17 protein-coding genes and 2 pseudogenes are annotated in these 21,932 nt (G+C 74.7%); 10 read left to right on the top strand and 9 right to left on the bottom strand.

The genetic code is table 11. The annotated features are described in order from the left end of the window. Nucleotides 1–154: 154 nt before the first annotated feature. From DBP14_RS05285 to DBP14_RS05275, 3 genes are all read left to right on the top strand, one after another. Nucleotides 155–931, top strand: coding sequence for a 3-hydroxybutyrate dehydrogenase (locus tag DBP14_RS05285; protein ID WP_129305875.1), 777 nt, complete (start codon nt 155–157; stop codon nt 929–931). Between the two features lie 105 nt (nt 932–1,036). Continuing rightward, nucleotides 1,037–2,437, top strand: coding sequence for an MFS transporter (locus DBP14_RS05280; RefSeq protein WP_129305874.1), 1,401 nt, complete (start codon nt 1,037–1,039; stop codon nt 2,435–2,437). Nucleotides 2,438–2,538: 101 nt separating this feature from the next. Continuing rightward, nucleotides 2,539–4,440: a GAF domain-containing protein gene (locus DBP14_RS05275; RefSeq protein ID WP_129311689.1), complete on the top strand. Its 1,902-nt coding sequence runs from the start codon at nt 2,539–2,541 to the stop codon at nt 4,438–4,440. A 41-nt stretch (nt 4,441–4,481) separates the two neighbouring features. Here DBP14_RS05275 and DBP14_RS05270 read toward each other — a convergent pair whose 3' ends face one another. Genes DBP14_RS05270 through DBP14_RS05250 form a run of 5 tightly spaced genes read right to left on the bottom strand, consistent with a single transcriptional unit; the run spans nt 4,482 to nt 9,232 of the window. After that, the gene (locus DBP14_RS05270; protein ID WP_129305873.1) at nt 4,482–5,597 is read right to left on the bottom strand and encodes a branched-chain amino acid ABC transporter permease; all 1,116 of its coding nucleotides are present in this window, start codon (nt 5,595–5,597) and stop codon (nt 4,482–4,484) included. After that, entirely contained in the window at nt 5,594–6,481 is an 888-nt protein-coding gene (locus DBP14_RS05265; protein WP_129305872.1) for a branched-chain amino acid ABC transporter permease, read from the bottom strand. Before DBP14_RS05265 ends, DBP14_RS05270 begins: the two co-directional genes overlap by 4 nt. Beyond that, nucleotides 6,481–7,242, bottom strand: coding sequence for an ABC transporter ATP-binding protein (locus tag DBP14_RS05260; RefSeq protein WP_129305871.1), 762 nt, complete (start codon nt 7,240–7,242; stop codon nt 6,481–6,483). The genes DBP14_RS05265 and DBP14_RS05260 overlap by 1 nt, the downstream gene beginning before the upstream one ends. After that, nucleotides 7,239–8,039 (bottom strand): ABC transporter ATP-binding protein, encoded by an 801-nt coding sequence (locus DBP14_RS05255; RefSeq protein WP_129305870.1) that lies wholly within the window; start codon nt 8,037–8,039, stop codon nt 7,239–7,241. The genes DBP14_RS05260 and DBP14_RS05255 overlap by 4 nt, the downstream gene beginning before the upstream one ends. Before the next feature lie 14 nt (nt 8,040–8,053). Next, nucleotides 8,054–9,232 carry a substrate-binding domain-containing protein gene (locus DBP14_RS05250; protein WP_241741184.1) on the bottom strand — a complete coding sequence of 393 codons (1,179 nt, stop codon included), beginning with the start codon at nt 9,230–9,232 and terminating at the stop codon, nt 8,054–8,056. Nucleotides 9,233–9,557: 325 nt separating this feature from the next. Between DBP14_RS05250 and DBP14_RS05245 the strand changes: the two genes are divergently transcribed. The 3 genes from DBP14_RS05245 to DBP14_RS05235 all read left to right on the top strand — a co-directional run bounded on the left by DBP14_RS05245 (nt 9,558) and on the right by DBP14_RS05235 (nt 12,704). Further along, nucleotides 9,558–10,379, top strand: a complete 822-nt coding sequence (locus DBP14_RS05245; protein WP_129305868.1) for a CoA transferase subunit A — start codon at nt 9,558–9,560, stop codon at nt 10,377–10,379. Nucleotides 10,380–10,381: 2 nt separating this feature from the next. After that, nucleotides 10,382–11,029, top strand: coding sequence for a 3-oxoacid CoA-transferase subunit B (locus tag DBP14_RS05240; RefSeq protein WP_129305867.1), 648 nt, complete (start codon nt 10,382–10,384; stop codon nt 11,027–11,029). A 199-nt stretch (nt 11,030–11,228) separates the two neighbouring features. Continuing rightward, nucleotides 11,229–12,704, top strand: a complete 1,476-nt coding sequence (locus tag DBP14_RS05235; protein WP_206739206.1) for a PHB depolymerase family esterase — start codon at nt 11,229–11,231, stop codon at nt 12,702–12,704. 18 nt (nt 12,705–12,722) lie between these two features. Here the strand turns inward: DBP14_RS05235 and DBP14_RS36670 are convergent. Further along, nucleotides 12,723–12,851: pseudogene (locus tag DBP14_RS36670) on the bottom strand (MarR family transcriptional regulator); the annotation flags it as partial. Between the two features lie 8 nt (nt 12,852–12,859). Then, nucleotides 12,860–13,276 (bottom strand): annotated as a pseudogene (locus DBP14_RS36665) (MarR family transcriptional regulator); the annotation flags it as partial. A gap of 234 nt (nt 13,277–13,510) precedes the next feature. Here DBP14_RS36665 and rsgA point away from each other — a divergent pair. From rsgA to DBP14_RS05210, 3 genes are all read left to right on the top strand, one after another. Then, complete coding sequence (rsgA, locus tag DBP14_RS05220; protein ID WP_129305866.1) at nt 13,511–14,635, top strand: ribosome small subunit-dependent GTPase A; 1,125 nt, start codon at nt 13,511–13,513, stop codon at nt 14,633–14,635. 139 nt (nt 14,636–14,774) lie between these two features. After that, on the top strand, nt 14,775–16,187 hold the full coding sequence (locus tag DBP14_RS05215) for an AlkA N-terminal domain-containing protein (RefSeq protein WP_206739424.1): 1,413 nt from the start codon (nt 14,775–14,777) through the stop codon (nt 16,185–16,187). A gap of 703 nt (nt 16,188–16,890) precedes the next feature. Beyond that, nucleotides 16,891–18,048 (top strand): GDSL-type esterase/lipase family protein, encoded by a 1,158-nt coding sequence (locus DBP14_RS05210; RefSeq protein WP_241740810.1) that lies wholly within the window; start codon nt 16,891–16,893, stop codon nt 18,046–18,048. 10 nt (nt 18,049–18,058) lie between these two features. Here the strand turns inward: DBP14_RS05210 and DBP14_RS05205 are convergent, their stop codons facing one another. Together DBP14_RS05205 and DBP14_RS05200 are read right to left on the bottom strand one after the other, a co-directional pair. Then, nucleotides 18,059–18,544, bottom strand: coding sequence for a DUF456 domain-containing protein (locus tag DBP14_RS05205; protein ID WP_129305864.1), 486 nt, complete (start codon nt 18,542–18,544; stop codon nt 18,059–18,061). A gap of 82 nt (nt 18,545–18,626) precedes the next feature. Continuing rightward, nucleotides 18,627–19,622: a TrmB family transcriptional regulator gene (locus DBP14_RS05200; protein WP_129305863.1), complete on the bottom strand. Its 996-nt coding sequence runs from the start codon at nt 19,620–19,622 to the stop codon at nt 18,627–18,629. Nucleotides 19,623–20,112: 490 nt separating this feature from the next. On the opposite strand from DBP14_RS05200, the gene DBP14_RS05190 reads away from it, so the two are divergent. Next, complete coding sequence (locus tag DBP14_RS05190; RefSeq protein ID WP_129305862.1) at nt 20,113–21,894, top strand: protein phosphatase 2C domain-containing protein; 1,782 nt, start codon at nt 20,113–20,115, stop codon at nt 21,892–21,894. The last annotated feature ends 38 nt before the right edge of the window (nt 21,895–21,932 follow it).

The raw sequence follows: 21,932 nt of genomic DNA, 5'->3' as shown, positions 1-21,932 counted from the left end.
CCGGGCGCACCGTGTCGCCGCGCGCTCGTGCCCCTCCGTGAGAACACCAGAACCCGCGCCCGTCACGGTATGGAGCCGAAGGCCACATCCCGAGCGCCCGGTATGGCTGTCGCCCACATGGGAGACCGTCTCCGGGGTCCCTACGGTGACCGGCATGGAGAGCACCCACAACGGAACCCACGACCCCGGCTTCCTCGGCGGACGCACCGCGCTGATCACCGGCGCCGCCGGCGGGATCGGCCGGGCCTGCGCGCTCGCCTTCGCCGCGGCCGGCGCCCAGGTGTACGTCGTGGACCGGGCGGGCGAGGCGGCCAAGGCCGTCGCCCAGGAGTGCGGCGGTACGGCCCTGGTGGTGGACCTGTCCGATCCCGCCGCCGTGGACGGGCTGCCCGCCGACGCCGACATCGTCGTCAACAACGCCGGACTGCAGCACGTCGCCCCGCTGCACGAGTTCCCGCCGGAACGGTTCACCCTGATCCAGCGGGTCATGGTCGAGGCACCCTTCCGCATCGTCCGCCGCACCCTGCCCCGCATGTACGAGCGGCAGTGGGGCCGGATCGTCAACATCTCCTCCGTCCACGGACTGCGCGCCAGCCCCTACAAGGCGGCCTACGTCACCGCCAAGCACGGACTGGAAGGCCTCAGCAAGGTGATCGCGCTGGAGGGCGCCCCGCACGGCGTCACCAGCAACTGCGTCAACCCCGGCTACGTGCGCACGCCGCTGGTCGAGGAGCAGATCGCCGACCAGGCGACCGCGCACGGCATCGCCCCGCAGGACGTCATCGAGGAGGTGATCCTCGAACGCCCGGCGATCAAGCGGCTCATCGAACCGGACGAGGTCGCGCGGGCCGCGCTGTGGCTGTGCCGCCCCGAGTCCCGCTCCGTCACCGGCACGTCCCTCGCCCTCGACGGCGGCTGGACCGCCCACTGACAGGCGGCACCAGAGTCCGGGCCCGCCGCAACCCCTCCCCACACCCCTTCCGATCCCGCCCCCCACGTCCCCTTCCCCGACCTCCCTCCCCGAGACGGTGACACCATGGCCGGCACTCACACCCACCCGGACGCGCCCCGCGCCGGCGCCCGTCCGACCGCCCTGCCCCGCGTGGTCGCGGCGAGTCTGATCGGCACCACCATCGAGTGGTACGACTACTTCCTCTACGGCTCCGCGGCCGCCCTCGTCTTCAGCAAGGTCTTCTTCCCCAACACCGATCCGCTCACCGGAACCCTGCTGTCGTTCCTCACCTACGCCATCGGCTTCGCCGCCCGGCCGCTCGGCGGGCTGTTCTTCGGCCACTACGGCGACCGCATCGGCCGCAAGAGGCTCCTCGTGCTCAGCCTGCTGCTGATGGGCTGCGCCACCACCCTGATCGGCCTCGTCCCCGGCTACGACACCATCGGCGTCGCCGCCCCGGTCCTGCTCACCGTGCTGCGCCTCATCCAGGGATTCGCGGTGGGCGGCGAGTGGGGCGGTGCCGTCCTGCTGGTCTCCGAGCACGGCGACCCGCGCCGCCGCGGCTTCTGGGCCTCCTGGCCGCAGGGCGGGGCACCCGCCGGCAACCTCCTCGCCGTCGGCGTGTTGTCCTTCATGACCAGCGTCCAGTCCGACTCCGCGTTCGTGGCCTGGGGCTGGCGCATCCCCTTCCTGCTCTCGGCGGTGCTGGTGGGCGTCGGGCTGTGGATCCGGCTGCGGGTCGACGAGTCGCCGCTGTTCAAGGAGGCACAGGCACGGGCCGAGGCGCGCCGCGCCGAGACGAAGGCCGAACAGACGCCCCTGCTCGCCGTGCTCCGCCACCACTGGCGGGACGTGCTGGTGGCCATGGGCGCCCGGATGGCCGAGAACATCTCCTACTACGTGATCACCACGTTCGTCCTCGCCTACTGCGTCGACCACCTGGGACTGGACAAGCAGACGGCACTGAACGCCGTCCTGATCGGCTCCGCGATCCAGTTCTGCCTGATCCCGCTGTTCGGCGCCCTGTCGGACCGGATCGGCCGCAAGCCCGTCTACCTCGTCGGGGCGGTCGGCGTCGGCGCCTGGTCCTGGGCCTTCTTCGGCCTGCTGGACACCAAGTCGTTCCCCGAGCTGGTGCTCGCCGTCACCGTCGGCCTGGTCTTCCACAGCGCCATGTACGCCCCGCAGGCCGCGTTCTTCTCCGAACTGTTCGCCACCCGGATGCGGTACTCGGGCGCCTCCATCGGCGCCCAGTTCGCCTCGGTGGCCGCCGGCGCGCCCGCACCGCTGATCGCCGTCGCCCTGATCAAGTCGTACGGCGACTCCACTCCGATCTCGGTCTATGTCACGATGGCCGCGGTCCTGACCGTCGTCGCCCTGCTGTGCGCCCGTGAGACACGCGGCCGCGACCTGGCCGCCGTCGACGGTGAGGCGGAGCCGGCGCACGAGGTCCGGCCGAACGAAGTCCGACCAGTGAATCAGTGACCGAGTGATCGAGCGACGCCGGTGAGTGAAGTCCGATGACCGAGAAGCCCTCCGCCGAGTCCGCCGGGCCGCCCGCGCCGACCGGGTCCGTCGCGCACGCCATGCGGCGGCTGGTGGAACTCCTCGCGGAGGGCGCCCCGGACGAGGACATCACCGCCGTGCCCGCCCGGGCCCGCGCCGCCGGCGCGGGCCCGGGCGATCTCGCGGAGCTGGAGGCCGCCGTCGCCTCGGCCCTGAAGGTGCGCCGGGCGCTACGGCAGCACCGGCGCCGGGAGGCCGAGCTGACCGCGCTCTTCGAGACGGCCGGCGACCTGGCCGGGCTGCGCGACCTCGACGACGTCCTGCAGTCCATCGTGCGCCGGGCCAGGATGCTGCTCGGCACCGACACCGCCTATCTGACCCTGCCGGACGAGCGGGCCGGGGACACCTACATGCGGGTCACCGACGGCTCGGTCTCCCCGCTGTTCCAGAACCTCCGGCTCAGCCTCGGCGAGGGCCTCGGCGGTCTGGTCGCCCAGACGACCCAGCCGTACGCCAGCCCCGACTACGGCACCGACCCGCGCTTCCTGCACACCGAGACCATCGACGCGGGCGTGCGGGAGGAGGGGCTGGTCGGCATCCTCGGCGTGCCGCTGCTGCTGGGCTCCAGCTCGGCGGAGGGCGGCAAGGTGATCGGCGTGCTGTTCGCCGCGGACCGCCGGCCGCGCACCTTCACCCCGGACGAGACCGCCCTGCTCTGCTCGCTGGCCGCGCACGCCGCGATCGCCATCGACACCGCCCGCGCCCTCGCCGACACCCGCGCGGCCCTGGCCGACCTGGCCGAGGCCAACGCCGTCATCCGCGAGCACTCGGCCGCGCTGCAGCGCACCGAGGAGGCCCACGACCGGCTCACCGACCTGGTGCTGCGCGGCGGCGCCGCCGGCGAGATCGCCGCCGCCGTCGGTGAACTCCTCGGCTGTGCCATCGCCATCATCGACCCCACCGGCCACCGCATGGCCCAGGCCGGCGACGGCCCCGGACTCACGCCCGACGACCTCGCCGAGGCCGTCGCCGAGTCCCGGGCCGCCGCCCGCGCGGTCCCGCTCGGCGACCACTGGGTGTGCGCCGTCCTCGCCGGGCCGGAACTCCTCGGCAGCCTCGTGGCGCTCGACCGCCCGGCCCTGGAGGACTCCGACCGGCGCCTGTTCGAACGCGCGGGCGTGGTCACCGCACTGCTGCTCCTGCTGCGCCGGACGGTCACCGAGACGGAGAACCGGATCCGCGGCGAGCTGCTCACCGAGGTCCTCACCGCCGCCCACCGCGACCCCGCCGGGCTCGTCGACCGGGGCCGGCGGCTCGGCACCGACCTGGAGCACCCGCACCTCGTGCTCGTCGCCCAGGCCCCGGCCCGGACCCGGTCCAAGCTGTCCGCTGCCGCCGCCCAGCACCTCTTCGGCCGGGGCGGGATCAGCGCCGAGCACGACGAGACCACGGTGATCCTGCTGCCGTACGATGGCCCCGACGCGGCCGGTACCGACCCGGCCGGGGTGGCGCGCACGACTGCGGGCCGGCTGACGTACCTCGTCGGCGCCCCGGTGACGGTCGCCGCGTCCGGACCGGCGTCCGGCCCGGTCGCGCTGGCCGCCGCCCACGCCGAGGCCCGCCGCTGCCTGCGGGCCATGGGCGTCCTGGGCCGCACCGGCGAGGGCGCGTCCGCCGCCGAACTCGGCTTCCTCGGCGTGCTGCTGGGCGACGGGCACGACGTACGCCGCTTCGTGCACTCCGTGCTCGGCCCGCTGCTGGAGTACGACGCCCAGCGGGGCACGGACCTGGTCCGCACCCTCCAGGCCTACTTCGACTGCGGGGCCAGCCTGACCCGCGCCAAGGACGACCTGCACATCCACGTCAACACCGTGGTGCAGCGCCTGGACCGCATCGGCTCCCTGCTCGGCCCCGGCTGGAACGAGCCGGACAGGGCACTGGAGCTGCAACTGGCCCTGAAGCTCAACCTGTTGTCCGCATAGCGCGCAGGGGCCCGGAGAAGACTCCGGGCCCCGAGGCGTTTCTAGCTCCCGGCCGAGCCGCCGCCCCTGCCGTGCCGCGCCGCGCGGAGGCGCTCGGGCAGCCGGGCGATGCCGCCGGGCAGCAGGTAGACGACGGCGACGAACAGCGCGCCGAGCAGGAACAGCGGCTGGGAGAGCGGCACCCGCAGGACCGGCGGGAGGCCGGCGATCGCGTCCGAACCGGCGAGGTCGCCGAGGCGCTGGTCGGCCCAGGTGTAGAGCAGGCCGCCGATCAGCGGGCCCCAGCGGCTGCCGGAGCCGCCCAGCACCACCATCACCAGCAGGGACAGCGTGAAGTCGGAGGTGGTGGTCTGCGGGGTCGCGCCCCCGGTCAGCAGCAGGTACACGATCCCGCCGAGGGCGGCGAGCGTGCCCGACAGGACGAACGCGGTCAGCTTGAAGCCGTAGGGGCGCAGGCCCAGGACGTCCACCCGGCGTTCGTTCTCCCTGATGCCCTCCCAGACCCGGCCGGTCGGCGAGTGGGTGGCCCAGTGCACGACGGCCAGGGTCAGCACGAGGTAACCGAGCGCGATCCAGTACAGGTTCGCGGTGTTGCCGATGCCGACCAGCCAGTCCGGCAGCCGCTCCGCCGGCGCCGCGAGACCCTCCTCGCCGCCGGTCAGCGAACCGGGGTTCCGGGCCACCAGGATCGAACCGGCCTGCGCGAAGGCGAGCGTCACCATCGAGAACCCGATCCCGGTAACCCTGAGGCTCACCGAGCCCAGCAGCACCGCGAGCAGCGCCCCGGACACCAGTCCGAGCACCGCCGCCACACCGAGCGGCAGCCCGCCGCCGACCATGAGGACGGCGGTGAGGTAGGAACCGGCGGCGAAGTACAGGGCATGCCCGAAGGACAGCAGACCCGTACGGCCGAGCAGCAGGTCGTAGCCGGTCGCCACCGCCGCGAACACCAGGCACTGGCCCAGCAGTTGCAGATTGCCCGGACTGCCGATCGGCCCGTCGAGCAGACCCGGCAGGGGCACCGCGCTGTACGGCGCGGCGAACAGCGCCACCAGGAGCACGGCGGGCCACCAGCGGGTGATCCGGTGGTACGGCGGCCCACCGGAGGCTTGCGCGGACGGCGCCGCCGGCCGATCGGTGAGCTGGGTGCTGGTCATGCGAGTCTCCCGGTGAGTCCGTGCGGCCGGACGAGCAGGACGACGGCGAGCAGGACGACGACCGACAGGTCGCCGAGGCCGCCGGCCGCGTAGTAGTTGGCGAACTGCTGGACCAGCCCCACCACCAGGGCGGCGACGGCGGCACCGGTGACCGAGCCCATCCCGCCGGTGACCACGACGACGAAGGCGAAGACCAGCAGCGAGGTGCCCTGGCCCGGCGAGACGGAGCCGAAGTACAGGCCGCCGAGCGCCCCCGCGAGGGCGGCGGCCGCGCCGCCGATCGCGAAGACCAGCGTGAACGCCCTACGGACGTCGGTGCCGAGCGCGGTCACCATGGCCCGGTCCTCGACCCCGGCCCGCACCACCAGCCCGTGCCGGGTGCGGCCGAGGAACACCCTCAGCGCGACGAGGACGACCAGGGCCGCGCCGACCAGCACGAACCGGTTGGTGGGGATCCGGGCGCCGAGCAGGGCGACGGTGCCGGACAGCGCCCTCGGCCCGGGGAAGGTCCGGGCGTCGGCACCCCAGATGCCGGACAGCAGCGCGGGGACGGCGAGCCCCACCCCGACTGTGGCGAGGATCTGCTCGCGCGGCCGGTCGTACAGCGGGCGGACGACGGCCAGTTCGAGCACGACGGCCGCCACGGTGCCGACGGCCGTGCCGAACACGACCGCGAGGGCGAACCCGGCGCCGTCGGATCCCGCACCGGGCAGGTGACCGGACGCGGCCCACCAGGTGGCGTAGGCGCCCACCGACAGCAGGGCGCCGTGCGCGAAGTTCAGCACGTCCATCAGGCCGAAGATCAGCGACAGCCCGGAGGCGACCAGGAAGTACAGCGCACCGAGCCCGAGCCCGGTGGCGGTGAGCAGCACGATCGTGGCCATCAGCGTTCCTCTCCCGCGTCCGGACGGCCGGCGCCCAGGGACGGCGTGCCGGCGGGGGTCTGTCGTCTGCCGACCCCGAGGAGACGGCGCGTGGCCTCCGGGTCCGACAGCAGCTCGGGGGCCGGCCCGCGGTGTACGGTGTGGCCGTCGGCCAGGACCACGCAGGTCCCGGCGAGGCGGCGGACCAGGGCCAGGTTCTGCTCGACGAGCAGCACGGGCACGGCCCCGGCCGCCCGCTCCAGGGCGTGCGCGACCTCGCCGACGACCTTCGGCGACAGCCCCTTGGTCGGCTCGTCCGCGATGATCAGCCGGTTGCCGTTCAGCAGCGTGCGCGCGATCGCGACCATCTGCTGCTGGCCGCCCGACAGCGTGCCCGCCGACTGCCGCCCCCTGCACAGCAGTTCGGGGAACAGCTCGTACACCGTGTCGTAGTCGGGCGGCCCGGCTCCCGGGCGTTCGGCCAGCCGCAGGTTCTCGGTCACGGTCAGGGCGGCGAAGACACCGCGGTCCTCCGGGGCGTAGCCGATGCCCCGGCGCACCAGCGCGTGGGTGCTCAGCTCGGTGGTCTCCGCGCCGTCCAGGAGCACGCTGCCGGTGCGTGGGACGAGACCGAGGATCGCGCGGACGGTGGTGGTCTTGCCGGCGCCGTTACGGCCCAGCAGGGCGGTGACGCCGTGCGCGGGGACGTCCAGGTCCACCCCGTGCAGGATGTGCCGTCCGCCGATGACGACGCGCAGGTCACGTACCGTCAGCAGGCTCACAGCGCCTCCCCGAGGTAGGCCTGCTGCACCGTCGGGTCGGCCATGACGCGGTCCGGGGCGTCCACGGCCAGCAGGCTGCCGTGGTGCATGACGGCGACCCGGTCGGCGAGCCCCAGCAGGACGTCCATGTGGTGCTCGACCATGAGCACGGTCCGGCCCTCGTCGCGGTGCAGCGAGCCGATCAGCTCGGTGAGCGGCGGCACCTCCTCGGCGCTGACCCCGGCCATCGGCTCGTCCAGCAGCATCACCCGGGGGTCGCCGACGAGGAGGACGGCGAGTTCCAGCTTGCGTTTCTCCCCGTGGGACAGGGAGCCGGCCCGCGCGTGCTCGCGGCCCCGCAGTCCGGTGCGCTCCAGGATCCGGCCCACCTGGTCGTCGTAGCGGCCGGCCCGCCGCCAGATCCGGTAGGAGCCGCCCTCGGCGGCCTGGGCGGCCAGCCGGACGTGGTCGGCGACCGTCATCCCCGGCCAGAGGCTGGAGGTCTGGAAGGTGCGGCCGAGACCGAGCCGGGCGCGGGCGTGCCGGGGCCGGGCGGTGAGGTCGGTGCCGTCGAGTTCGATCCGGCCCGCGCTCACCGGTGCCAGCCCGCTGATCAGGTTGAACAGGGAGGTCTTTCCCGCGCCGTTGGGCCCGATGAAGGCGAGGAACTCGCCCTCACGGACGTCCAGGGTGACGTGTTCGACGATGGTGGCCCCGCCCACCGTCCAGCCGAGACCGGCCAGCCGCAGCAGGACGGGGGAGCCGGCCGCGCCGGTCGCGTGGTCCCCGCCGGGGTGCGCTGACGGCGTCGGGGTCATAGGGGCGCTCACCCTCAGCCCTTCATGTGCTGGACGGGCGGGGCCACCTTCGCGGTCGGCTCGGTGGCGACCAGCACCGGCTTGCCCTTGGTGAGCCGGGCCCGGAACATCGGCTGCAGCAGGGCGTGGTCCGCGGCGCGGATCTGCTCGTGGCCCTTGGGCCCGTCGAACGACCAGCCCTGCAGCGCCTTCACCATGGCCGAGGTGTCGTCCGCGGACCCGGCCGCGATGGCGTGCACGATCATCTGCGCCGCGGTGAACCCGTCGGGGCTGAACAGGTCGGGGGTGCCGCCTGCCTTGGTCACCCCGTCGATCATGGCCTGCTCGACCGGGTTCTCGCCGCCCGCGCCGGGGAAGTAGTGGGCGAGGAACGCCACCTTGTCCGCGCCGGGCCCGAACGCCGAGTACGACGCCGTACCCGCCAGCCCCGTCACGACCTTGCCCGAATCCAGCACGCCCTGCTGGTCCAGGGCGGTCCACAGCGCCGACGCGGTGGACCCGGCCCAGGCGACGAACACCAGGTCGGGGCCGCCCGCCTTGGTCTGCCGGGCGAACGGGGTGAGGTCGGTCGCGCTGGGCGGGGCCAGCACCGAGCCGACCTTGGCGCCCTTGGCCCCCAGCACCGCCTTCACCGCGGCCACGTTGGCCTGCCCGAAGGTGCTGTCCTGGGCGAGCACGGTGATCTTCTTGCCCTTGAGGGAGCCCAGCATCGTGCCGGCCGTGAGGATGTCCTGGTACGACTGCCGTCCGGAGCGGAACGTGTAGCGGTTGATCCCGGTGACGGCGTCGGTCGCGGCGGCCCCGCTGATGTACAGGGCGTGGTTCTGCGCGGCCAGCGGCGCCATCTGCAGGGCGACACCGGAGTCGGTGGTGCCGGCCAGGATCCTGTACCCCTTGCCGATCAAGTCCTTGCCCTCGGCGACCGCCTTGGCCGGGTCGCCGGCGTCGTCCTCGTACGTCACCTCGACGCGCCGGCCGTTCACCTTGCCGGTGCCGTGGGTGGCGTAGTCCAGGCCGGCCTTGAAGCCCTGTGCGTACTGGGCGCCGTAGGAGGCGAGCAGTCCGGTGCGGGAGTAGACCACGCCGACCTTCACCGGGTCCGAGGAGCCGTGGGAGCCGCCCGAACCGGCCGTGCCGGCCGCCGAGCAGCCGGCCAGCAGGGCCACGGCGGCCAGGACGGAGACGGCGGACAGGGTGGAGGGGGTGGAGGGGACGGCCGGGGCGGGCGGGGCGGAGCGGGGAGTACGTCTCACGACGCCGGTGCTGTGGGAACGGGGGGACCGCATGGTGAAGCTCCTGGTTCGACGGGCCATATGACGGGCGGTGAAGGGGGGTGATGGCCCCTGAACCTAGGAGCGGCACCGGGACGCCGGTATGTGGCCGCACCCCGTATCCCGGCCCGGTTCCATGGCGGCGGCCGACATGGACAGTGCCGCCGCCGCTGGCGAGGGTGGCAGCGCCGGGACCCGACACGAGGCCCGGCACGCGTCCCCCCGGGACCGGACGGAAAGGCAACGCATGGACAAGGTGGCGACATCGGCAGCGCAGGCGGTCGCGGACATCCCCGACGGGAGCACCCTCGCGGTCGGCGGATTCGGGCTGTGCGGCATCCCGTCGACACTGATCGCCGCGCTGGCGCAGGCCGGCACCTCGGGTCTGCAGGTCGTGTCGAACAACTGCGGCGTCGACGACTGGGGCCTGGGGCTGCTGCTCCGCGCGGGCCGGATCACCCGCATGACCTCCTCCTACGTCGGCGAGAACAAGGAGTTCGCCCGCCAGTACCTCACCGGTGAACTGGAGGTGGAACTCACCCCGCAGGGCACCCTCGCCGAACGGCTGCGGGCCGGCGGCGCGGGCATCCCCGCCTTCTTCACCCCGGCCGGCGTCGGCACCCTCGTCGAGGAGGGCGGACTGCCCTGGCGGTACGGCCCCGACGGCGGCGTCGCGATCGGCTCCCCGCCCAAGGAGGTACGGGAGTTCGACGGCCGCCGCTATCTGCTGGAGCGGGCCATCACCGCCGACTACGCGCTCGTCCGCGCCCAAGTAGCCGACCGGCACGGCAACGCCGTCTTCCACGCGGCCGCCCGCAACTTCAACCCGCTGTGCGCGATGGCCGGCCGCACCACCCTGCTGGAGGCGGAGGAGATCGTCGAACCCGGCGAGATACCGCCGGACGCGGTGCATCTGCCCGGCATCTACGTGGACCGGATCGTCCTCGCCGACCCGGCCGACAAGCGCGTCGAACGCCGCACGGTCCGCCCCGCCGGTGCCGTCCGCCCCGCCGGTGCCGTCCGCCCCGCCCGTACGGCCGTCCCGGCCACCGCCGCCCAGGAGAACTGACGATGGCCCTGACCCGCGACCAGCTCGCCGCCCGCGCCGCCCGCGAACTCTCCGACGGGAGCTACGTCAACCTCGGCATCGGCCTGCCCACCCTGATCCCCAGTCACCTCCCCGACGACATCCACGTCGTCCTGCACTCCGAGAACGGCATCCTCGGCGTCGGCCCGTACCCCGAGGAGGGCGACGAGCACCCGGACCTGATCAACGCCGGCAAGGAGACCGTCACGGTCCGGGCCGGAGCCGCCTGCTTCGACTCGGCCACCTCCTTCGGCATGATCCGCGCCGGACGCATCGACGTGTCGGTCCTCGGCGCGATGCAGGTCTCCGCCGGCGGCGACCTCGCCAACTGGATGATCCCGGGCCGGACGGTGAAGGGTATGGGCGGCGCCATGGACCTCGTGCACGGCGCCCGCAAGGTCGTCGTGGTCATGGAGCACACCGCGAAGGACGGCTCCTCGAAGATCGTCCGCGAGTGCACGCTGCCCGTCACCGGACGCGGTGTCGTCGACCGGATCATCACCGACCTGGCGGTCATCGACGTCACCCCGGACGGACTGCACCTCGTCGAACTGGCACCCGGCACCGGCATCGAGGACGTCGTCGACGCCACGGACGCGCACCTGCTCCTCCTCGACGGCGCGGAGGCCTGACCGGCCCCGTGCCGCCGGGCGCAGCCGCGTGCCGCAGGGCGCGGCCGCGCGTCGCCGGACGCAGCCGCGCCTCGCCGGGCGCCAATGGGGGCACCCCCCACAACTCCCCGCACAGCACTGGGTTTCCGTCACATGACGCGCACCCGGGTCCGGGCGCCATCCTGGCCCCTCCCCACCGGACCCCACCCAGGAGTACACGATGACACTCCCCATGCGGCACCGCTCCCGGCGAGCCCGACTGCGCGGCAGAATCACCGCACTTGCGGCCGGTCTCCTCCTGCCGCTCGCCGGGCTCGCCGCCGCCACGCCACCCGCCTCGGCCGCTCCGGGCCTCACCCAGGTCACCGGCTTCGGCTCCAACCCCGGCAGCCTGAACATGTACAGCTACCGGCCCGCCGGCGTCGCCGACGGCGCGCCCCTCGTGGTCGCCCTGCACGGCTGCACCCAGAGCGCGAACGACTACTACACCCACTCCGGCTGGCCCAAGTACGCCGACCTGTACGGCTTCACGCTGGTCTTCCCCGAACAGCCCTCCGTCTCCAGCCCCATCAGCAACTGCTTCGACTGGGGCACCCCGTCCAACGACGGCCGGGACCAAGGGGAGGCCGAGTCCGTCCACCAGATGATCGAGTACGCGGAGAGCACGTACCACGTCGACCCGGCCCGGATCTACGTCACCGGACTCTCCGCCGGCGGCGGCATGACCGCCGACCTGCTCGCCGACTACCCCGACGTCTTCGCCGCCGGATCGATCGACTCCGGCCCGGCCGCCCAGTGCTCCACGACCGGCATCTTCAACACCAACTGCACGTCGGGCACGACCAGCAGGACCGTCCAGCAGTGGGGCGACCTGATCCGCGGCTCCCACCCCGGCTACGACGGCCCCTGGCCCCGGGTGGCCGTCTGGCAGGGCAGCTCCGACACCACCGTCAACCCGGCGGAGATGACGTACAGCATGGACGGCTGGACGAACGTCTGGGGCATCTCCCAGACCCCGTCCAGTACCCAGTCGCTGCCAGGCGGCACCACCGAGCGGATCTACGCCGACGGCGACGGAACGCCCGCGGTCGTCACGTTCTCCGTCTCCGGCATGCCCCACGGCCTCGCCGTCCACCCCGGCTCCGGCACCGACCAGTGCGGCACGACCGGCACCTACTACCCCGACGCCATCTGCTCCAGCTACTACACGGCCCACTTCTTCGGCCTCGACGGCACGCCCGGCACCGGAGAACCCGCGCCCACCGGCCTGAAGGTCACCGGCACCACGGCCGACTCGGCAACCCTGACCTGGAACTCCGTGCCGGACGCGGCGGGTTACGCGGTGTACCGCGACGGCACGAAGGTCACCGCCTCGGCCGTCACCGGCACGACGTACACCGACACCGGGCTCTCCGCGGGCACGGCCTACACGTACACCGTGGCGGCCGTCGACTCCTCCGGCCGACCGGGTGCTTCGTCGCCCGGAGTCGTCGCCACCACGACCGGCGCGCCGGCGGGCCAGTGCTTCACCGACAGCAACTACGGCCAGGTGGCGGCGGGACGGGCCCACCAGACCATGGGCACCACGTACGCCAACGGCTCCGGCCAGAACATGGGCCTCTACAACGTCTTCGTGCGGCACACCCTGCGCGAGACGTCACCCGGCTACTACGTCGTCGCCGACGGGCAGTGCTGAGAGGCTTCACCCCGGGCATCACCTCGCCGGCGCGGCGAGCTCCGCGTTGACGCGCCCGGTGACCAGAGCGAGGACGCGGCCCGCGGCGGCGAGGTCCGCCGCGGGTGTCCCGCCCCAGATACGGGCGCTGACGGGGGCGGTCTCCGCGCCGACGGCGGTGTGTCGAGCAGGGCCGGCAGCGCGTCGGTGAACGCGCGCGTCCGTGGGCCGTCGAGACCGCCGAGCGGATCCAGCAACCGCTGGAGCAGTTCCTGGACCACCCCGACGGCCTGCCGCGTGACGGCCTGTGTCTGCTCGCTGAGGGCGAGTTGCACGGCGCGTGGGTCCCGTGGGTCGCGGCTGCGCTCGATCAGCCCGGCCGACTCCAGGGCGCGCCGGCTTCGAGACGTACAGCGCCTCCAGACCGGTGTGCTCGGCGAGCCGGCGCGGACCGGGCCGCTCGCCGGTGCGCCGCATGCCGTACAGCGAGGCGACCAGGACGTACTGCGCGTGCGTGAGCCCAGCGGAGCCGGCGCGCGATCGACCGCGACACGCCGCTTGGGGAGCCGGACATCGGTGCGCTGATAATTCAGTGGTGCGTCGTCAGGGCGGGTCGCTAGGGTGGTGTCCGTTCACGTGGTTGCTCCCGCAGCCGCTGCCCGCCGTGTGTGTGACCCAGGAGGTGTTGACCGATGACTGTCGTTGCGATGGGCGTTGCCCGCATCCGGAAGTCCGTCAAGTCCACCTCTCTGGCCGCCGGCTGACCACACCTTTTCTTCCCGCGTCCGAGGACGCGGTGCCGGGGCCACCCATGTGAAGGGTCACCCTTGTCTTCCTCTTCTCCTTCGAGCTCGGCTTCTCTTCCGGGTTCACCTTCCTCGCACCCCCTCGCCCCGTACGGCTGGGACGCGGGCTGGGAGTCCGAGTTCGCCCCGTACGCCGGGGAAGGCCTCCTGGCCGGCCGCGTCGTCCGGGTCGACCGCGGGCAGTGCGACGTCGTCACCGCCGGCGGGACCGTCCGCGCCGACACCGCTTTCGTCACCCCCCACGACCCGATGCGGGTCGTGTGCACCGGCGACTGGGTCGCCGTCGAACCCGGCGGCAACCCCCGCTATGTCCGCGCGTACCTGCCGCGCCGGACGGCCTTCGTGCGATCCACCTCCTCCAAGCGGTCCGAGGGGCAGATCCTCGCCGCCAACGTCGACCACGCCGTCGTCGCCGTGTCCCTCGCCGTCGAACTCGACCTCGGGCGCGTCGAACGGTTCCTGGCGCTCGCCTGGGAGTCCGGGGCGCAGCCCGTGGTCGTGCTGACCAAGGCCGACCTCGTCCCGGACCCGGTGACCCTGAGCCACCTCGTGGAGGACGTGGAGACGACCGCGCCGGGCGTGCCGGTGCTCACCGTCAGCGCCCTGCACGGGGACGGACTCGACGTCCTCGCCTCGCTGGTCGGCTCCGGCACGACCGTGCTGCTGGGACAGTCCGGCGCCGGCAAATCGACCCTCGCCAACGCCCTCGTCGGCGAGGACGTCATGGACGTGCGGGCGGCGCGGGACGTCGACGGCAAGGGCCGGCACACCACCACCACCCGCAATCTGCTCGCCCTGCCCGGCGGCGGCGTGCTGATCGACACCCCCGGGCTGCGCGGCGTCGGCCTGTTCGACGCCGAGACCGGGGTCGGGCAGGTGTTCTCCGAGATCGAGGAACTGGCCGGGCGGTGCCGGTTCCACGACTGCGCCCACGAACGCGAGCCGGGCTGCGCGGTGGCCGCCGCCGTGGAGGACGGCGAGCTTCCGGTACGGCGGCTGGAGAGCTACCGCAAGCTCGTCCGGGAGAACCAGTGGATCGTCGCCAAGACCGACGCCCGGGTCCGCGCCGAACTGCGCAAGGACTGGAAGCGGAAGGGGGCGGAGGGCCGCGCGGCGATGCAGGCCAAGCGGGGCCGCTGGAGCTGAGGCCGGGCGGCACGTCGGGTGTGGGCCCCCGTCGCCCCTCCCGGCCTCCCGGCCTCCCGGGAAGGGGATTACGGGGACCTGCGTGTCCGATTTCCGCCAGCCGGTCCCCGTCGCCCGTTCCACACTGGGAGGCGTGATGATGGACGCGGACAGCGGATACGAAGCCGTACGGAGCCGGGACGGGCGCTTCGACGGGGCGTTCTTCTTCGGCGTGACGACCACCGGGATCTACTGCCGGCCCAGCTGCCCGGCGGTCACGCCGAAGCGGCGGAACGTGCGGTTCTTCGCGACGGCCGCCGCGGCGCAGGGTTCCGGGTTCCGTGCCTGCCGGCGCTGCCGGCCCGACGCGGTGCCCGGGTCCGCCGAGTGGAATGTCCGCGCGGACGTCGTCGGCCGGGCCATGCGGCTCATCGCCGACGGCGTCGTGGACCGGGAGGGCGTCGCCGGGCTCGCCCTCAGGCTCGGCTACAGCGCCCGCCAGGTCCAGCGGCAGCTGACCGCCGAACTCGGCGCGGGGCCCGTGGCCCTCGCCCGGGCCCAGCGGGCGCACACCGCCCGGGTGCTGCTGCAGACCACCGCCCTGCCCGTCACCGAGATCGCGTTCGCGTCCGGGTTCGCCAGCGTGCGGCAGTTCAACGACACCGTCCGCGCCGTGTACGACGCGACGCCGACCGAGGTGCGGGGCGCCGCGCCCGGCGGACGGGGCGTACGGCGGGCCGCCCCGGGCGCCGGCATCCCGCTGCGGCTCGCGTACCGGGGGCCGTACCAGACCGCCGCCGTCTTCGACCAGCTGGCGCTGGAGGCCGTACCGGGCGTCGAGGAGGTGTCCGGCGACACCGGCCGCCGTACCTACCGGCGCACGCTGCGACTGCCGTACGGCACGGCGCTCGTCGCCGTCGAGGAGCGCGGCCGGGAGGCGCGGCGGGGCGGCGGCACCGGGCCGGGCGGCTGGCTGGACGCGCGGCTGCGGCTCACCGACCCGCGGGACCTCACGACCGCCGTACAGCGGCTGCGGCGGCTCTTCGACCTCGACGCCGACCCGTACGCCGTCGACGAGCGGCTCGGCGCCGACCCCCGCCTCGCGCCCCTGGTCGCCGCCCGGCCCGGACTCCGCTCACCGGGCGCCGTCGACCCGCTGGAGGCCGCCGTGAAGGTCCTGGCCGACCGTGACGAGGCCGAGCGCCTGGTCCGCCGCTACGGCAAGGCCCTCGACGCCCCCTGCGGCACCCTCACCCACCTCTTCCCCGACCCCGCGGTCCTGGCCGAGGCCGAGCCGACCGGCCCCCTCCGCACCCTCGCCGCGGCCCTCGCCGACGGCACGATACGACTGGACCCGGGCGCCGACCGGCAGGCCGCCGAGGAGTCCCTCCGCACCGTGCCCGGCCTCCCCTCAGCCGCCATCACCGCCCTCCGCATCCGCGCCCTGGCCGACCCCGACGTCCCCCCACCCGACACCCCGACCCATGACACCTGGCGCCCATGGCGCTCGTACGCCGCGCAGCACCTACGGGTGGCGGAGGCGTCGGGGAGGGCGGGGGACCGGGCCACCTGAGGCGAGGCGGCCACCCGCAGCCCGCGACCAGGTAGCCCGCCGCCCCCGGTGCCGTCGCTTCGGGGGCCGCCGCGTCGTCCGGGAGGCCGTCGCCCCGAAGGCCGCCGCCGGGGGGCGTTCGGAGGGCCGCCCCCTGGGAGCCCGCGACCCCGGATCGCCGTTCAGGAGCCCGCTGCCCGGGAGTCCGTCGCCCCCGGAGCCGTCGCTTCGGAGCCCGCCCCGTGGCCCGGGAGGGCCATCACCCCCGAAGGCCGTGGCCCGGCGTGCAGGAGGGCCGTCGCTCGGCGTCCGGCCCCCCGGGAGTTCGCCGTCCCGGGGCCCCATCCGCCGCTCGCCCGCCCGGCCCCGCCACCCGCCGCTCGCCTCTCGCCGTCCCGGGCCCCGCCTCTCGCCGTCCCGGCCCCCGCCACCCGCCCCCGGGGCTCGCCGCAAGCCAGCCGGGGCCCGAGCGGTCGGGAGCCCCGCGGCGTGCGTTTCCTCGTTTTTGCTGGTCCGAGCGGGTGGAACCGGGGGTGGGCTGCGGTGTTGCGGGGTGGGTGTGTGGCACGGTCCTGTGCGGATGGGCAGTGGAAGGGCGGGCGCGTAGATGGTCAGGTTCGGGCGGGTCCTTGCGGCGGTTCTGCTGGGGGCGCTGACCGGGGCGTGGGGGAGTCCGGCGGGGGCTGAACCCGGCCCGGGAGTATCCGGTTCTGCCGACGCGCCCGTGCTCGCGGCCTCGGCTCTGGGCGCGTCCGTGCCGGGCCCCCGCGCCGTGGGGCAGCCGGTCTGGAGCGGCAGCTGGGAGGCGGCCGCCTCCGGGGTGGCCGCCGTCGGGGCGGGGGTGGCCATCCGCAACGTCGTCCACCTCAGCGTCGGCGGGGCCGCGCTGCGGATCCGGCTCAGCAACCGTCTCGGCACCGCGCCGCTGCGGCTCGGCGCGGTCACCGTGGCACTGCGCCGTACCGGCCCCGACGCCGTCCCCGGCACCCTGCGCCGGGCCACCTTCCTCGGCGCCCCCACAGCCACCGTCCAGCCCGGCCGGGACCTGCTCACCGACCCCGTCGGACTGCCCGTGCCGGCCGCTGCCGACCTGCTCGTCACCGTGTTCGTCCCCACCGACTGCGGTCCCGCCACCGACCACGGCACCGCCCTGCAGACCAGCTACCTCGCCCGGAGCGGCACCGGCCACGCCGCCGACGTGAGCGGTGCGGCGTACACCGCGACCACCAGGCACTGGTACTACGTCACGGGCGTCGACGTGCGCGGCGCGGCACTCGGCAGCGTCGTGGCCTTCGGCGACTCCCTCACCGACGGCACCGGCTCCACCCCCGACACCAACCACCGCTGGCCCGACCGGCTCGCCGACCGGCTGCGCCCCCGGCGGCTCGGCGTCCTCAACGCCGGCATCGGCGGCAACCGGCTGCTGCGCGACGACGTCGGACCGAGCGCCCTCGCCCGCCTGGACGCCGACGCTCTTGACCGGGCCGGGGCGCGGGTGCTGATCGTCTGGGAGGGCATCAACGACATCATCCGCGGCACCGCCGACGCGCCCGTCGCAGACGACTTCGCGGCCGCCTACCGCACCCTGGTGACCCGGGCCCACGCCGCCGGCCTCCGCGTCGTCGGCGTCACCCTCACCCCCTACGGAGGCCATCCCGCCCACACCCCCGCCCGCGAGGCGCTGCGACAGCGGGTCAACACCCTCATCCGGCACGGCGCCATCTTCGACGCGGTCGCCGACGCGGACGCCGCCGTACGCGACCCGGCCGACCCCCAGCGCATCCGGCCCGCCTACGACCCCGGCGACCACCTGCACTTCGACGACGCCGGCATGCTCGCGGTCGCCCGCGTCGTCGCCGACGCCCTGACCGGCTCCCGCTGACCGGCCCCGGTCAGGCGCCCACCACCGCCCCCAGCCACGCCCCCGCGATCAGCAGGCAGGCGAACAGCTCGGCCAGCGCGGCGGCGCCGCCCGACCGCATCGTCGTACGCAGCGAGGCCATGGCCGGGCCGTGACCGCCGAGGCGCCGGCGTTCGTGCAGGTAGATGCCGGTCAGGAAGCCCGGCAGGGCGCCGAGCACCGGGACCAGCAGGAAGCCGAGGAACGCGCCCGCACCGGCGTACGGCCCCAGGCCCGGCGGCGTGTCGCCCGGCGTCCGGGGGCGGCGCGGCGGCAACGCCCAGCGCACCGCCAGGGACAGCAGCAGCACCGCGGTGGCGCCGACCAGCACCCACCACGCCACCGGCCGCGCGTCCGACAGCGCCCACCACACGACCGCCGCCCACACCAGCCAGGCCCCGGGCAGACCCGGCACCAGCACCCCGCACACGCCGAGTGCGATCACCAGACCCACCAGCAGGAGTTCCCACACTCCCATCTGCCCAGAGTGCCGGACGGCGTGGGAAGCCGCAGACCAAGAGGGACGACGGCCCGCGTACGCCCGGCCCACGCCCCCCGGCTCACACCCCCCGCGGGTTCTCCCGCGCCACCCAGCCCCGTTCGTAGGCGTGCCAGCCGAGTTGCAGCCGGGTCGTCACCCCCGCCAGCTCCATCAGGCGCCGCACCCGGCGCTGCACGGTCCGCAGGCCCAGATCGAGCTGCTTCGCGACGCTCGCGTCGGTCAGCCCGGCCAGGAGCAGCGACAGCACCTCCAGGTCGGTCGGGTCCGGGGCGTCGGGGCACTCCTCGGCCACCCCGGCCGCGCCCAGCCGCAGCGGCAGCGCCTCGCGCCACACCGACTCGAACAGCCCGGCCAGCAACTGCAGCAGCCCGCTGGCGTGCACCACCAGCGCGGCCGGCTCGGCCGTCTTCGAGGTGAGCGGCACCAGGGCGAGGGAACGGTCGGCGACGACCAGCTTGGTCGGTACCCGGTCCGCCACCCGCACCTGCTCGTCCCGGTTCAGCGCGGCCGTCAGCTCGGTCAGCCCGTGCGGCGGATCCAGCACCTCCCGCTCCACCACCACCCGGTAGCGCACCCCGCGGCCGGCCGCCTGCGCCTCCGCCTCGTTCTCCATGCCGGACACCACCACCGGCTTGCCCGTGACCAGCGCGCACACCTCCTCGGCGGCGCCCAGCTGCAACTGCAGGAACCGCTGGGCGACCGCGGAGGCGCCCGTCACCACCTCCACCAGGTCGTGCACCGCCGGCTCCGCCGCCGTCGCCCGGTACTCCTCGGCGAGCAGCGCCGCCGCCAGCTCCGCCTTCTCCAGCTCGTGCCGCTGCTGGGTCAGCAGCGCGCCCAGCGCCACGCCGGGCGGGGCCGCCACCCAGCGGTCCGGCCGCGCCGAGGACTGCGCGGCCAGGCCCTGCCGCTCCAGCCGGCGCAGCGCACGCTCGGTGTCGGACTCGCCGAGCGTCAGGCGCCGCGCCAGATCGGCGACGTCGGCGGCGCCCACGGACACCAGCGCCCGGTACGCCTCCTCGTGGATCTCGTCCAGCCCCAGCGCTGCCAGCATCAACTCGTCGCCCTCCCTCGACACCCCGCCCGGCGGCACCGGGCGATGCCCCCGGCGGTGACCGCGCCGTGGCGGAAAACAGCCACGGCGCAAACCCGCCTCAGGACATCATCGCCGTACTGGCGGTCAGTCTGCCAAGGTGACGTCAGTGCGGCGCGGACGGCCATGGTCCGCACGGACCTCCGAGACCAGGGAAACAGGCCGGTATCCGGCCATGCGACCGGCGTTCTCATCGCCCGGTCCCGCACACGGTGATCCGGCCCGGACGCGCGCGCGTGCGCGTAGGGGATCCGGTGCCGGGTCACTCCCGATGTCGCCGGGCGGTCCTCCCGTGGGGGGTGGGACCGCCCGGCGGCCACGCACCCCAGTTCGCACGGCAGTTCACTCCTTCACCCGACACGCCGTTCGACGGGTCCCGAACGGGTCCTGAAGCGCCGGAATTTCCCGATGCCCCGTTTTCATCCGGCCCGTGCGGTGGACAATCAGGGGCATGAGCCAGCAGGGGGGTACGTCCGCCCGTCATGAGGACGACTGGTGGGGGCAGTTGTACGACGACTCCACCGAGGACACGGGGCCCACAGCGGCTCCTGATTCCCTGGACGACCGCTTCGCCTCGGCGAAGAGGACGGTGACGGGGCGAGGACGCGGAGAGCGGGGCCCGGCCCGCCCGGCACCCGCCCAGGACCCGCCCCGCGAACCGGCGGTCCCACCCCAGCGCACCTCCACACCCCCTGACACCCCGACCCCGCCGCCGGCACCGTCCCAGCCCCCGCAGCCGCCCTCGCCGAAACCGGCCGCAACTCCCACGCGGCCCGAGCCCACGGCCGCAACTCCCACGCGGCCCGAGCCCACGGCCGCGCCCGAATCCCAGGCTCCGTCCGAGCCCTTGGCCGCGCCCGAATCCCGGATTCCGGCCGAATCCCAGACTCCGCCCAGGCGCACGGCCGCGCCCGAATCCCAGGTTCCGGCCGAATCCCAGGCCCCGCCCGAGCAGCCCGCCGCCCCGGCACCCCCGGCGTCCCCCGGGCTCACGAAGCCGCCGGCCGAACCGGAACCGCCCGAGCCACACAAGGCACCCGAGCTGTCCGAGGCACCCGCCGAACCCGGACCGCCCGCCGCCACCATCCTCGACCCCGCCCTCCAGCCCGGACCGCCCGCCCTCACCCTCGACCCCGCCCCGCCCGCCACCCTCGCGTCCGCCCCGCCCACCTCCCATCCCGATCGCCCCGAACCTCCCGCCCGGGTCACCGAGCCAGTCCTCCCCCCGGCCCTCACGGCGCCGCCCCCCTCCTCCGTCGACTACGTCGGTTCCGGCCCCCCGACCTATGACGCCGAGCCCACCGCGCTGCCCGCCGCCGACCCGGACGAACTCGGCGCGCTGGTCGCCGACACCGTGCTGGACGGTGCCCGGTACGGGGCGTGCACCGTGCGGGCCGTGTCGCTGCGCGGGGACTCGGCGCGCTACCGGGGCGAGCCGCGCCGGGACGCGCTGCTGACCGCGCGCTTCGGTTCGGGCGAGCACGCGCTGGTGCTCGTCGCGATGGCGACCGGCGCGCGCGCCACGCCGGGCGCGCACCGGGCGGCGGCCGACGCGTGCCGGCTGATCGGGCGGGCCGTGGGCCGCAGCCACCAGCGGCTCGGCGAGGACATCCGGGCGGCCCGGCGCGGCGAGCTGAAGTCCGGGCTGCACCGGCTCACCGACCGCAGTCTCGGCAAGCTCCGCGCGAGCGCGGTCGAGCAGGGCCTCGACCCGGAGGAGTACGCGGCGAGCCTGCGCTGCCTGCTGCTGCCGGCCGATCCCTCCTGCCGGACCCGCGTGTTCTTCGGCGTCGGCGACGGGGGGCTGTTCCGGCTGCGCGGCGGCGAGTGGCAGGACATCGAACCACCGCTGCCACCGGCCGCCGGCCCGGGCGGTCCCGCCGGCCGGACCGCCACCGGCTTCGGCTCCGCGCCCGCCGAGACACCCGAGGGGGACCGGCTCACCATGGACCTCGGCATCCCGACCCCGCCGAGCCCGTACGAGCCCGCGCCCGCGCCGCCCCGCGCGCCCTTCCGGTTCCGCGCCTCCGTAGCCCGGCCGGGTGACGCGCTGGTGATGTGCACCGGCGGCCTGTCCGACCCGCTGCGCGGCGAGCCGGCCCTGTGCGCCTACCTGGCCCGGCGCTGGTCCTGCCCCGCCCCGCCCGGCCTCGCCGAGTTCCTGGCGGACGCCCAGGTCAGGGTCAAGGGATACGCGGACGACCGTACGGCGGCCGCCGTGTGGGAGGCGTAGCGGCGGCCGGTGTGCCTCCATGGAACCTGAGGACGGGG

The sequence above is a fragment of the Streptomyces sp. L2 genome (assembly GCF_004124325.1).
Lineage (GTDB): Bacteria > Actinomycetota > Actinomycetes > Streptomycetales > Streptomycetaceae > Streptomyces.
The sequence above is the reverse complement of the archived record's forward strand: the minus strand, read 5'-3'. Positions and strand labels throughout refer to the sequence as shown.